Here is a 13,918-nt window from a genome sequence, read left to right on the forward strand (position 1 = left end):
AGGCGATATGCCGAACGCATAAGCTAAAGCGCACAAGCGCTCAACCCGAAACATCGGGTCGAGCGCTTTTTTTCGCCTCAGGCCTTGGCCAGGTCGAAGCTGGCAGGGGTGCCCGTCGTCGCCGACGGCGAGATCCAGACCTCGAACCGGCCGGGCTCGGGCGCTGTGGTCAGGTCGAAATGCACGAACGCCAGATCCGCCGGCGTGAGGGTGAATTCCACCGTCGCACTCGCCCCCGGCTCCAGGTCCAGGTGCTTGATGCCGCGCAGTTCGCGGATCGGCTGGGTGATGCTGGCCACCTTGTCGTGGACGTAGAGCTGGGCGACTTCGTGCGCCCGGCGGCTGCCGGTATTGGTCACCGTCGCCGTCACCTTGATCGACCCCGTCCACCCCAAGTTCGCCGAGCTGACTGCCGTCGTGCCATACGAGACGGATGAATAGGTGAGGCCGTGGCCGAACGGGTAAAGCGCGTCGTTGGTGACCTCGCGATACCGTGTCTTGTAATTTTTGTCGTCCGTCAGCTGTGGCCGGCCGGTGCGGCGACGGTTGTAGTAGAAGGGCTCCTGGCCCGAGGCCTGCGGGAAGGACACCGGCAGACGGCCCTGCGGGGCATGGTCGCCAAACACGATATCGGCGATGGCATTGCCGGTTTCCGAACCCAGGAACCAGGTGCACAGGATGGCTGGCGCCGCCTTCACTGCCCCCTCCAGTTCAAGGGCGCGGCCGTGCTTCAGCAGAACCACCATCGGCTTGCCGACGGCGGCGACCGCTTCGGCCAGGGCCAGCTGTGGATCGGGGATGGAGATGTCGACGCGCGACTGTGCTTCACCCGACATGTTGGCGGCTTCGCCAATGTGCAGCACGACGATGTCGGCCGCCTTCGCCGCGGCGACCGCCGCCTCGATTCCGCCGGCGATCGGGGCTTCGACGTCGGAACCCTTGACCACGGTCAGCTTGGCGCCGGCACCCATGGCGGAGCGGAAACCGTCCTCGACCGTGACGCAGTTCGGGTAATCCGGAAACACCGTCCAGGGTCCGGGCAGATTGTCGCGGTCGGCGCCGAAGGGTCCGATCAGGGCGATCGACTTGCCGGTTTTGGGCAGGGGCAGCAGATTGCCCTCGTTCTTCAGGAGGACCATGGACTTGCGGCCGGCTTCACGCGACAGGGCGACGATCTCCGGACGGCGGATATCGGCGTTTTCGCGCGCCACATTCAACGAACGATACGGATTGTCGAACAGGCCGATGGCCTTCTTGACGCGCAATACGCGACGCACGGCTTCATCGACCACGGCCAGGCTGAGCCGGCCAGATTTGACCAGGTCCGGGATATGCCTGTTGTAGAGGTGGCTCATCATCGAGATGTCGGTGCCGGCATTGAGCGCCTTGACCACCACGTCCGGGCCATCTTCGGCATAGCCGTGCAGGATCATTTCTTCGTCCGAAGTGTAGTCGGACACGACCAGGCCGTTAAAGCCCCACTCTTCGCGCAGGATCTCGGTCAGCAGGCGGCGGTTGCCGGTCGACGGCACGCCGGCAATGTCGTTGAAGCTGGACATGGTGGTGATGGCGCCGGCATCGAACGACGCCTTGAACGGCGGCAGGTGGATTTCGCGCAGGGTGGTTTCGGGAATATCGACGGTGTTGTAATCCAGCCCGCCCTCACCAGCGCCATAGGCCGCGAAGTGTTTCGGACAGGCCAGCATGGAATCATCGGCCTTGATGTCCGGGCCCTGGAAGCCCTTGGTCCGGGCAATAGCGATCTGGACGCCCAGCCAGGTGTCCTCGCCCGCTCCTTCGGCAACGCGGCCCCAACGCTGGTCACGGGCGATGTCGACCATCGGCGCGAAGGTCCAGTGGATGCCCTTGGCCGTGCCTTCGATAGCGGCGGCGCGGGCGGTGCGGTAACAGAGATCGGGGTCAAAGCTGGCGGCTTCGCCCAGCGGGATCGGGAAGCTGGTCTTCAGGCCGTGGATGATGTCGGCGGCGAAGATCATCGGGATTTTGGTGCGCGACTTTTCGACGGCGATCTTTTGCATTTCGCGGCCGACCTCGACGCCGATGCCGTTGAAGACACCGGTCATTTTGCCTGCGGCGATATCGTCATAGACCTGCTGGCGGGTCGAGGTCTGTGCCGGAGTCGGGTTGATCGGGGCGCCATCGAAGCGCACCGAGTCGCCGAAGATCGACAACTGACCGGCCTTCTCTTCGATGGTCATCGACTTGATCAGTTTCTCGATGAAGGGATCCGGCGCCAGCTTGATCTTTGCCTTGGCGAAAGCGGGGGCTGCGGCGGCGGCCATGGCGGCCGAGGCGACGGCGCTCTTCAAAAAGAAACGGCGGGAGGGGGTGAAGGCTGTCATAATGGGTATCCTTCTGACGGTTCGCATTTACTGGAAGTGTACATGATGCCTAGCCTTTCACGCTGCCGCTGAGCAGACCACGGACGTAGTGGCGTTGCAGCAGAATGAAGAGGATCAGCACCGGGGCGATGGTGACGGTGGCGCCGGCCATCATCAGCCCCTGGTCCTGGAGATGTTCCTGGGACAGGGCGGCGATGGCCAGAGGCAGGGTGTAAAAGCCGTCGTCCGACAGAACGATCAGCGGCCACAGGAAGTCGTTCCAGGCGGCCAGGAAGGTGAAAACGCCCAGGGTCACCATGATGGGACGCAGATTGGGCAGGACGATGCGGCGAAAGACCTGCCATTCCGAAGCGCCGTCGACGCGGGCGGCCTGCAGCATCTCGTCAGGCAGGCTGAGGGCATATTGCCGGACCAGAAAGATGCCAAACAGGGACGACATGAATGGCACCACCACCCCGACATAGGTGTTGAGCAGGTGCAGGTTCTTCAGCAGGAAGAACAGGGGCAACATGGTCAGCTGGCCCGGGATAACCAGGGCAGCCAGCAGGGCCTGGAACAGCTTTTCCCGCCCCTTGAACTGCAGCTTGGCAAACGCGTAACCGGCGGTGACGTTGAAGGCGAGCGACAGGGCCGTGGCCAGGCAGGCAACGAACAGGGAGTTCAGGACATAGCGGCCCATATGCTGATAGGCGAACAGTTCGGCATAGTTGTCCAAGGTCGGGTTCACCGGCCATAGCCGCGCCGGGAAGGCGTTGGCCTCGGCTTCCGGCATGAAAGACATGGAGGTCATCCAGAACAGCGGAAACGCGGCCCAGACAGTAGCGAAGACCAGGACCGTACCGGCGATCAGGGTGGGGACGGAGGGCATCTTCATGCGCCCAATCTTCATGCACCAAATCATGCAAACGTCTCCTGCGACCGGTTACGTATGAAGGAGATGCCGATCAGGATGGCGAACAGGATGAAGGCGGTCGCTGAAGCGTGGCCTAGGTTCCAGTATTTGAAGCCGTCCTGGTACATGTAGTAGAGCAGCGAGAAGGTCGACTGGGCCGGCCCGCCCTGGGTCATGACATAGGGCTCGGCGAATAGCTGGAAGTAGCCAGCCACGGTGAGCAGGGCCACCATCCACAGCACCGGAGACACGCCCGGAAGCGTGACATGCAGGAAGCGCGACCACGGGCCGGCGCCATCGACACGGGCGCTTTCGTAGAGCTCATCGGGGATCTTCTGCAAGGCCGCCAGCAGGATCAGCATGTTGTAGCCGAAGTTCTTCCACACGGCGAACAGGATGATCGCCGGCATCGACCAGTGCGGATCACCCAGCCAGTCGATAGGCGGCACACCAACCACCCCCAGGCCGCGATTGACCCAGCCGTACTGGAAATCGACCATGTAGCGCCAGATGATGGCGGCGGCGACCAGGGTGGCGACGTAGGGGCCAAACAGAACCGTGCGAAACACCGGCTTCAAGCCCACACCCGGCGTGTTCAGCGCCATAGCCAACCCCAGGGACACGGCGATCGACAAGGGCGTGCCGACCAGGGCGAAATAGGCGGTGTTGCCGAACGCTTTCCAGAACAGGGGCGAGCCCAGCAGGCTGATATAGTTGTCGAAGCCGATAAAGCTCAGGTTTTTCAGGTCGGCCAGGGCGTAGATGTCGAAGTCGGTAAAGCTCATCACGAAGGCGCCGGCCACCGGCGCCAGGAAGAAGACGAACAGGATCAGCAAGGCCGGGGCGACAAAGACATGGCCGGGGGACAGGTGCTTCAGGCCAAGAAGTAAAGATCGGCGCAGGTCGTAGCTCATGCCGCACCGCTTTTTTGAAAGCTGCGCTGCCTGGCGAGGAGAGTCCGACGTTTGGCCAGGACGTTCCAGGCGAACGCGTCCAGCCGTTCCAGCGCCGTATCCAGCCCCACCTGGCCGCGGATAACCCGCTCCAGCGCGCCGGTCATCTCATTGGCTATACGCTCCCATTCCGGCACCTTGGGCACCGGGCGGGCCATGGTCAGTTGGTCGAAGAAGGCGTGGGTCCGTTCGTCTTCCATAAGCTGGGCCATCGGCCAGGCATCGCGGTCGGGCGGCAGGTCGCCGGTCGCCTTGTAGAACTCGGCCTGCTGCTGGGTGTTGCACATATATTCGACGAACGAAAACGCCAGGTCCTTATCTCTGGAAGCGCGGGTGACGCACATCGATACGCCGCCGGCCGAAGAAGCGCCGGGACCGTTGGGTCCGGGCAGGGGTGCCGTCGCCCATTTGTCCTGCAAGGCGGCCGGCAGGCGGCGCGAGAACTCGCCAAGGTTCCACGGTCCGGTGATGATGAAGGCATATTCGCCACGGGCGAAGGCCGAGTAGTAGTCGGTGACTTCGGAATGCATCAGCCGGGCGGCGTAGCCGCGTTCATACAGCGAGGCGGCATAGGCAAACGCATCGCGGATGCCAGCCTGGCGGAAGCCGCCGCGGGTATCGTCGTCGAGCAGCAGGGACGCATCGCTTTGCAGGCACAGCGCCACCAGCGGTTCGTACTCGTTGATCGGCATCAGCAGGCCATGCCGGCCGTCGCGGCTCAGGGCCGCCAATTGGGCGTCCCAGCGGTCCCAGGTGACCGCCGGGACGTCGAACCCGGCCTGGTGCAGCAGGTCGGTCCGATAGAAGAGCAGGCGCGTATCGACATACCACGGCACGCCCAGAATTCGGTCGCCCAGCGTCACCGAATTGCGCGCGCCGTCAAAGAAATGGTCGAAGCGAATGGCGCTGCCCTTCAGCCGATCGTTCAGCGGCTCCAGGGCGTTGAGCGCCGCGAATTCCGACACCCAGGTATTCCCCAGCGCGATGATGTCGGGCAGGTTGTCGGCGGCAAAGGCGGTCAGCAGCTTTTCGTGCGCCGCACTCCACGGCAGGACCTGAACCCGGATCGTGACGCCGGGATGGCTGCGTTCGAACTCGCGGGCAAACGGGCCAAGCGCCTCGCCTTCCACTCCCATGGCCCAGACGCGCAGCGGCTCCTTTGCCGTGCAGCCGACCAGAGAACTGGAAACGGCGACAGAGGCGAGAAGACCGGTGGTTGCGCGGCGCGTCAGGGTCATGAACCGCCTTTCAGCCAGTCGCCGGCGGGGGTCACGCCCTGGAAGCCGGCCAGTTTCAGACCGCGCTGAACGATCGGACCCGTCACGGCGCTGCGGTTGAAGACGTCCCAGATAAAGCCCGAGCGGTGGTTTTCCAGCATCGACAGAATCGGACCCTGGTCGATGGCGAGATACTCATAGGCGACCCAGCCGGCCTTTGGGGTGTGATGACCCGATCGCGATGGTAGATCCTTGGGGAAGGACGGATTGAAGGCGTCATAGAAGCCGTACTCACCGTACAGGTCGCTGCCGTACTTTTCACGCAGGGTGTGGATGAGCGGTGTGCAGATCTCCGGTGAGAAGGCAATGGACGACAGACCGGCGGTCGGCGCGAGGGTGCCGTCGTCATTGCCTTCCTTGTCGCCGCTTTGCGGGCCGCGGGCGGAGTATTCGAAGAACTGGACCTCGCGGCCATTCACCTTGCCCTTGACATAGGCAGGGCCACGACAGGCGGTCAGACCCCAGACATCGCCGCTGTAGTCCTTGAAGCCGCCCGGATTCTGGATGGCGTAGTTGCGCTGGGCCACGGTGGCGCGCTGAGAGTTGATGAAGTAATCGATGCCCTTGCCACGCATATAGGCGTCGGCGATGCCGCGATAGTCGTACCAGACGTGGGAATACTGGTGGCCAAACAGCGGCGCAAAGCCCAGGTGTGGCTCGCCGAAATTGGCACCCCAGGTCACGCCGATGGTGGCGGCCCAGGCATCCCAGGCCGTGGCCTTGATCGGATGGGTCGGCGAGGCCAGGCCCAGCAGATAGACCATCATGCCTTCGTTGTAGCGGTCCCAACTGCGGATAATCTTGCCGGTGTCATCATGACCCTGGCGGCCGGGCTCCGGGTGGTAACCCATGCTGATCAGGCCGTTGTCACGCTCCAGGAAGGTCCAGTCGATGCGCTCATAAAGCGCCACGCCCAGCTTGCGGATTTCCCTTTCGGCGTCGGTGTCGCCGTCGAAGAAGCCGGCCGCCGTCAGGGCGCCAGTGACGAACAGGGCGGTATCGATGCTGGACAGCTCGACCGTATCATGGCGGTGCCCCGTGCCCATATTCAGGAAGTGATAGAAGAAGCCCTTGTAGCCCATGACGCCGGCGGCCTGCGGACCCTGGGGACCGTTCCAGAAGGTGCGAAGTGTCGTCAGGGTGCGTTCGGCAGCGGCGGCGCGATCGACATAGCCGGACTTGACGCCGATACAGTAGGCGTTGAGCGCAAATCCGACGGCAGCGACCGAACAGAAGTCGGGATTGGGCCAGTTGTCGGGAGTCAGGCCGGTCTTGGGCGGGGTAACGTCCCAGAACCACTGGAAGGTACGTCTATGCAGGTCGGCCAGGGTGTCGTCCCAGCCATTGGTGGATGCGGCTGTTTTGGCTTTGGGGGCCTGGCATCCGGTAAGAGTCAGTCCTGTGGCTGCGGCGGTCGCCATCATCAGGGCGCGCCGCGAAAGGGACGAAACCGGCGGGGTGAACGTCATGCCATCAACCTTCAACTTTTGGCGCCTAAAGGCTTTAAGTGCAGCGGGGAAATTGGGCGCGGGGGATGCGCGCCGTGATGGGGTCAGAGGCTATTCAGACCGTTGAAAAAGACCACCCACATCCGATTTTCCTCACTGTGTTTTTCTTTGTTGCTTAAGGCTGTAAGCGTTTACATTTGGCTTGTCAAGCCGAGGCGTCTGGGTTTGGTTGTGCGGTATTTAGAAAGGGTTTTGACCACGAACAACACGAACGGACACGAACTTTATGAGGTGCTGGAAACCACCGCGCAGCGGCAACTAACGCTAAGTGGGTCCACAGATTACACAGATTAGAGGGATTAAGACGGATTGCGCCGTGCTGACGGTGATAAGTTTCAACAGGCGGCACGCGCTTCGATTTTTGACAGGAAAGGCCGCTTCGCGGCGTCAGGACGACCCGAAAGTTCGTGTCCGTTCGTGTAGTTCGTGGTGAAAATTCTCAAGTCGGGCAGCGGCAGGCAAAGTCGGCCCGAAGCTTTGGTTCACGCCCTTCAATTGAGGTACAATCGGCTCAAAAGGAGATTGCTACGTCGCACAACAAAGAGCCGGCCGTCGAGCCGCAAGGGTATGATGTATGGCTTCGCGCCAAGGTCCAGGAAGCCCTTGACGGTGTGCGGCCGGCCTCTGTCAGGCACAAAGCTTCAGGGAAGTTGAAAGCGCCTTTGATGCGCCGGTCAGATCTATATCAGCATCAAAAGTGCGACCTGAGTCGGTCGTGAAGGTGACGACCATCTCGGCTGTCGTCCTCTCCCCGTAAACGGGGAGAGGTAAAATTAGGCCGGTATCCTGATATAAAAAAAGGGGGAGGTACGAGCACCTCCCCCTTCACCAGGATCACATCCTGTTTTTGTGGTCGCGCAATCAGATTGCGCTCACGCTTACCACTTGTACCGCAGGCCGACCTGGAATGAACGCGCCGAACCGACGGTATTTGTGTCACCTTCGCCGCTGGCACCGCTTCCGCCGTTAAAGCCACCACCCCAGCCAGAATAGGTCTTATTGACCCAATCAAAGGCGTTGTAGACCTGACCATCCACTGTGATGACCTGGCCGTTTGGCAAGGTGAAGTCTTTGGAGATGCGCAGGTCGACGCTCTTATAGGCCGGGTCATCCTTCGGATAGATGCCGCCTGGGATAATACGCAGTGCCGGGCCGGTGTTGTCAATGTAGTCGAAGGGACCGCCCGAAGCGACCGTGACAAAGGCCGAGAGTTGGGTATCCCACGGACCGTCTACGATGCCGGTGCCAACGAAGCGCCACTTATCGACGCCTTCGGCCGCGTGCCAGCCAGTGTCATGCGGCATGGCGTAGTCGAAGATGAAGCGGTCGTTATGGCCGGTCGCCTCAGCATCGGTCAGGGTCAGGGTGCCGCTGTAGCCATAGCCCGAAGCCTGGGAATAGGGCTTGTCGACCGTGAAGTAGAGGGCCTGATAGCGGGCTTCCTGGTCGTTGGTCGAGATGATCAAGCTGCCGTAGCCAGGCAGGCCGGAGCCCCAGGGCTGACAGGCGTACTGGTCGCCATGCACGCACCAGGAACCGTCCGGATTACGGTTACCGAGCACGAAGCTCAGCATGTCCTTGCTCTGGATGTTGGCGTAGGTGACGCTGGTGGCGATCTGACCGAACTGCTTTCGGACGCCGATGTTGAACTGATCGGAATAGGGGACCTTGGCCTCGTTGTTGAGGGCAAAGATTTCCCCTTTCAGGTCAAGAGCGGCAGCGGCCGAAACAAGGGCCGAAGGATCGGAGTAGTAGGCCGGATTCCAGGCAATCTGCCCAGCGCCAGGTGTGGCACCCTGAGGTACGATGTCGATCTGGGCGATGTGGATCTGCGTCCGACGCGTTTCCAGCTGTGCGTTGTCGTAGATGGTCCGATCGTAATAACGGCCGTACCCGCCGAAGATGACAAGCTGACGGTCACCGTGGACATCATAGGAGAAGCCGATACGCGGCGCGAAGGCGCCTTTAAAGGCCTCGCGGTTGCTGCCGTTGCTGATGTAGTCGTTGGCGTCGAAGCCGCCGTTCTTGAAGTTGGCCCAGCCGCGCAGGGCTGCCGCAACGCCAGGATCAGTGACGAATTCGTCGTTCAGCATGTTGGATTCGAAGTCCCAGCGAAGGCCGAGATTCAGCGTCAGGTGATCATTGACCGTCCAGTCATCCTGAAGGAACAGGCCCCACTGGGTGTTCGTGCTCTCGAGACGCGGGTCACCGTCGGCGATGCGCACCCGAACAGGGGTGTTGTTGGCGCCGCCACCGTAGGTAAAGGTCTGGGCGGAATAGAAGAATTCCGGATTGAAGTGGTCGCCTTCGGTCGCAAGGTAGTCATACACTGCCAGCTTGACGCCGCCCTTGATGACGTGGCGGCCATGCCATTCCAGACCGGTGTAGGTCATGGTGTTGCGGAAGGTGACGTTGTCCTGGGCCTTTTCCTGAAAGTAGGTCGCGCCGCCGAGCAGGGCCACGGTGTTGAAATCGTTGGCGCCACGGATGATGTTCAATCCGGGCTGCAGGCTCAGAGGCGACTGACGCCAGTGATAGGATTGATATTCCAGCGTCATCTCGTTGAGGATTGTTTCCTCGCGATATTTCCAAGAGATCATGCCCTGACGGACATATTGGTCCAGGGTCGAGCCATGCGAATAGGCCGTGGAACCACCGAAATCACGGACATCATCTTCCTGGCGGTCCTGGTACGAGATATCGACTGTGTTGTAGTCGTTCGGCGTCCAGGTCAGTTTGCCGAAGAACAGATCTTCCTTGAAGTTCTTTTCGAAAACACCGTCTTCAGCCTTCAAGGCATTGGCAAGACTGGCGGGAATACCGATTGATGCCTCGGGCATGTTAACAGCATCGGTCGGTCGCTGGTCCTCGCGACCTTCGTAGGCGACATAGAAATGCAGCTTGTCCTTGATGATCGGGCCGCCGATGTCGAATCCAAACTCTTTGTTCTGGTAATCGCTCTTGGGATTGGCACGCTGGTAGTAGGGCTGGCCGATCATGTCCTTCGACTGGTAGGTGACGAAGGCACTGCCGTGGAACTCGTTGCCGCCCGACTTGGTGACCGCTGAGATAATCGCCGTGCCGGCCTGCTCATATTCGGCCTTGAAGTTCTGGGTCGAGACCTTGAACTCCTGGATGGCCAGTTGGGGGAAGGGGTTACCGCGCGACGAGTCCTGCCCTGCAGTACCGCCCTGCAGCACCTGGTTTTTCTGGCTCTGGCCATCGATAAAGACGTTGACCTGGTTGGCATAGGTGGCGCCGGCCCGGAACTGCTTGTTCTCGGCATCGGGCGTCACAGACACACCCGGCGCAAGCGCGGCAAAGTTCAGGAAGTTACGGCCGTTCTGCGGCAGGTTGTTGATTTGGGTCTGAGATACGTTCGTGGCGACTTCGGACGTGCGCACTTCCTTTTGGCGGCGCCCGCGGATCGTCACCGCGGTGCCTGCCGGCGCAGGTGCGGCCGCTGCTGCGGCATCGAGATCGAGCGTCGTCGTTTCGCCGACCGCCAGCGTGATGTCCTCGGACGCCTGTCCGACCGTGACATGATAGGTGCTGGGGCGCAGACCGACGATGACGTAGGTGCCGTCGGGGCGAACAGTGGTGGTGACGCTTTGCCCGCTGGCAGTATCGGTGACAGTAACGACGCTGCCAGCGCCGGCGGTCACTTTCCCTTGGAGCGTCGAGGTATCCGCAGCAAGGGCGCTACCGGCCATGATGCTGAGCGACAGGACAGCCGCGACGGCGACCGCCGAAACACCGGTTCTCAGGCCGCGACGTGCAGGTTGAAATCTCATTTTCTCTCCTCCCATTATCCTTGCCCAATATGGGCCGGGGCTTATTTGGTAACTGGCTGTGCTTAGAGCGTGTTTCGATCCGGAAGAATCGGATCGGTGCTCTAAGCTCTTGTTTTGACGCGCATCTTTACCCAAAAAGCGCTTTACACTTTTTGGGATGCGCTTGTTTCCATGGCCTCAGGCGGGCGGTGCCCGCCGCCGGGAGCTGTCACGGAAAACCAGCTCCGGCGAAACAACAATGCCCTCGCCCGACTCGCGGTCCTCGCCGTCGGACAGGCTGTCACGCTCCATGGCGTCGACCAGCAGCTCCAGGCCGCGGCGGCCGAGATCGAAGACGCCGACACGCAGGGTGCTGAGCGGCGGTGACGCGAAACGGGCAATGGGGATATCGTCGAACCCGACCAGGGCGACCTCGTCCGGCACGGCCTTGCCAGCCTCGCGCAGGGCCAGCAGGCAGCCGACGGCCATCATGTCGTTGGCGACGAAAATGCCTTCGGGCATGGGCTCGCCGGTCTGGGCACAGGCATTGAGAAAAGCCTTGGCGCCGCGATAGCCGGATTCTTCGGTAAAATCGCCTTCGAACAGGCGGTGCTCGGCCCCCGGCAGCGCCGTGTTGGCCGCCTCAAGGAAGCCGCGACGGCGTTCCTGGGCTTCGAAGTTGCTGGGCGGACCGGAAATATGGGCCAGGGTCTTGCAGCCCTGATCGATCAGATGTTCGACCGCCTTCACGCCGCCGCCGAAATTGTCGATGCTGATCGAGCCCTGCTCAACCTTGCCGATGCGCGAAGCGATGGTCACCAGAGGCAGGTTCAGCGGCAGCACCGCCGCCAGATCCTGGGAATCGACGAAGGGCGACATGACCAGCAGGCCATCGACCCGGCCACCCATGGCACGCACCGCCGCGACCGCCTCATTGATATCACCGTGGGAACCCGACACCAGCAGATGCAGGCCACGGGCGCGCGCCGCGACATCGACGCCGCGGATGATTTCGGAAAAGAACTCGCCGTAGATGTCGGGCAACAGCACACCGACCGTATTGGTCCGGGCCATGACCAGGGAGCGCGCCCCGCCATGCGGCACATAGCGCAGCTTGCTGGCCGCCTCCAGGACGCGGCGGCGCACCTCTTCGGCGACATTGTCCAGACCATTGATGGCCCGCGACGCCGAAGCGATGGACACGTCTGCCTCACGGGCAACGTCCTTCAGGGTGGCTCCCTTCATGTCCGATCTAACCTTCCGATCCCCAAGCCGCTCTTTATTTTCTCGTCCCATGTGGTCCCCTTCAGGTGTCCGACTCAACAGACTCCCTTGTGGCACAGGACGGCGTTTCCGTTAACGTGCAAACGCTTACAAATGCGCCTGTAAACGCTTACAAAAACCTTGTCAACGACGCTGTAAGCGTTTACATAAAATTGCAGATCAGATGAAACCTTAATGCATCACTACCCGTGGTCAGCCCGGTTTGTGATTCGTTAACCATTTGCTTTTTTGACGCGCGCCGTTTTCAACACGACTTGCGCAAGGGACGGGGGACGAATGCGGGGCTTTCCCGAAGGCTTTCTATGGGGGTGCGCCACAGCGGCCTACCAGATCGAAGGGGCGCCGAAAGCCGACGGCAAGGGCCCCAGCATCTGGGACCGTTTCGCGCATACACCGGGCCACCTCCCCGAGGGGGAAACCGGCGATGTCGCCTGCGACCACTACCACCGTTTCCGCGACGATATCGCTCTGATGAAGCAACTGGGGATGCAGGCTTATCGCTTCAGCCTGTCGTGGGCGCGTATACTGCCGCTAGGCACCGGCGCGGTGAACCCGGCCGGTCTGGCCTTCTACTCCGACCTGATCGACGAACTGCTGGCCCATGGCATTGAGCCCATGGTCACGCTGTTTCACTGGGACCTGCCGGCGGCCCTGGACGATCGCGGCGGCTGGTTGAACCGCGACAGCGCGCAATGGTTCGCCGACTATGCCCGGGTGGCATTCGAAGCCTTTGACGGCCGGGTGAAGAAGTGGGTTACGCTCAACGAGCCGTGGGTGGTCAGCGACGGCGGATATCTGCGCGGCACCATCGCCCCGGGGCACAAGAACCGGTTCGAAGCGCCGATCGCCTCGCACAATCTGATGCGGGCCCATGGAGCGGCCGTGAAGCTTTATCGCGAGATCGGCCGACACGAAATCGGCCTGGTGGTCAATATCGAGCCGAAATACGCCGCGTCGAATTCCAATGCCGATGTCGCCGCCAGCCGCCGCGCCGCAGCCTATATGAACGAGCAGTATCTCGATCCGGCGCTGCTGGGGTCCTATCCGCCGGAGCTACGCGAGGTGTTCAACGGCGCCTGGCCGGAGTGGGACTGCAGCGATTTCGAACTGATCCGGCAGCCGGTCGATTTTCTGGGCGTCAACTACTATACGCGGTCGGTCACTCGCCACGATGACAGCGCCTGGTTTTTGAAGGCCGCCCCTGTCCGCCAGCCTTTGGCGACCTATACCGAGACGAACTGGGAAGTCTATCCGCAGGGCTTGACCGACACGCTGTTGTGGGTGCGCCAGCGCTATGGCGATATCCCGCTGTATATCACCGAAAACGGCGCAGCCTTCTTCGATCCGCCGGTGGCCGAGGATGGCCGTGTGCGCGATCCTCTGCGTACGGACTATCTGCGCAAACACCTGCTTGCGGTGCGTGAGGCGATTGCCGCTGGAGTCGATATCCGCGGCTACCTGGTGTGGTCGTTCATGGACAATCTGGAATGGACCCTGGGCTATGCCAAGCGTTTCGGCATCGTCCACGTCAATTTCGCCAGCCAGGAACGCACACCCAAGGACAGCGCCCACTGGTATGCAAAGGTCATCGCCAGCCACGGGGAAAGTCTGGCCGAAAGTTTATGAGCTTCAGGACGCCGGTGTCTCCCTACGGCTTGTCCTGACCGAGCCCCGCCAGGTTTCCCCGGACCTGGCGGGGTATTTTTTGGAGCTGTCTGCGACACCCGCGCCATTCAGAGCGCTATGAGTTTAGCGCGAAACACCTTCTCCTCCCATATTTACGCTATAGGATTTACACATCTCAAAGTCCTTGCCCTCTAAGTCGTGGTAGGAAGGTGGACTCAATAAAAAGCTAGGAAAATAAATAA

Annotated in this window: 8 protein-coding genes; 1 reads left to right on the top strand and 7 read right to left on the bottom strand. The window is 61.5% G+C overall.

Annotated elements, in window-relative coordinates; all coding sequences use genetic code 11:
• Window positions 1-77: 77 nt before the first annotated feature.
• The 7 genes from ABI_RS01030 to ABI_RS01060 all read right to left on the bottom strand — a co-directional run bounded on the left by ABI_RS01030 (window position 78) and on the right by ABI_RS01060 (window position 12,011).
• Window positions 78-2,363 (bottom strand): glycoside hydrolase family 3 N-terminal domain-containing protein, encoded by a 2,286-nt coding sequence (locus tag ABI_RS01030; protein WP_006270936.1) that lies wholly within the window; start codon window positions 2,361-2,363, stop codon window positions 78-80.
• Between the two features lie 49 nt (window positions 2,364-2,412).
• Complete coding sequence (locus tag ABI_RS01035) at window positions 2,413-3,237, bottom strand: carbohydrate ABC transporter permease (protein WP_040308814.1); 825 nt, start codon at window positions 3,235-3,237, stop codon at window positions 2,413-2,415.
• 23 nt (window positions 3,238-3,260) lie between these two features.
• On the bottom strand, window positions 3,261-4,169 hold the full coding sequence (locus ABI_RS01040; protein ID WP_006270939.1) for a carbohydrate ABC transporter permease: 909 nt from the start codon (window positions 4,167-4,169) through the stop codon (window positions 3,261-3,263).
• Complete coding sequence (locus ABI_RS01045; RefSeq protein WP_006270941.1) at window positions 4,166-5,446, bottom strand: sugar ABC transporter substrate-binding protein; 1,281 nt, start codon at window positions 5,444-5,446, stop codon at window positions 4,166-4,168. Before ABI_RS01045 ends, ABI_RS01040 begins: the two co-directional genes overlap by 4 nt.
• A complete protein-coding gene (locus ABI_RS01050) occupies window positions 5,443-6,954 on the bottom strand; it encodes a glucoamylase family protein (protein WP_050808244.1) in 1,512 nt (503 codons plus the stop codon). The genes ABI_RS01045 and ABI_RS01050 overlap by 4 nt, the downstream gene beginning before the upstream one ends.
• Window positions 6,955-7,871: 917 nt before the next feature.
• The gene (locus ABI_RS01055) at window positions 7,872-10,787 is read right to left on the bottom strand and encodes a TonB-dependent receptor (RefSeq protein ID WP_006270944.1); all 2,916 of its coding nucleotides are present in this window, start codon (window positions 10,785-10,787) and stop codon (window positions 7,872-7,874) included.
• 177 nt (window positions 10,788-10,964) lie between these two features.
• Window positions 10,965-12,011: a LacI family DNA-binding transcriptional regulator gene (locus tag ABI_RS01060; protein ID WP_006270945.1), complete on the bottom strand. Its 1,047-nt coding sequence runs from the start codon at window positions 12,009-12,011 to the stop codon at window positions 10,965-10,967.
• Between the two features lie 315 nt (window positions 12,012-12,326).
• Between ABI_RS01060 and ABI_RS01065 the strand changes: the two genes are divergently transcribed.
• The gene (locus tag ABI_RS01065) at window positions 12,327-13,676 is read left to right on the top strand and encodes a GH1 family beta-glucosidase (protein WP_006270946.1); all 1,350 of its coding nucleotides are present in this window, start codon (window positions 12,327-12,329) and stop codon (window positions 13,674-13,676) included.
• The last annotated feature ends 242 nt before the right edge of the window (window positions 13,677-13,918 follow it).

Origin of the sequence: Asticcacaulis biprosthecium C19 (genome assembly GCF_000204015.1) — a bacterium.
GTDB lineage: Bacteria > Pseudomonadota > Alphaproteobacteria > Caulobacterales > Caulobacteraceae > Asticcacaulis > Asticcacaulis biprosthecius.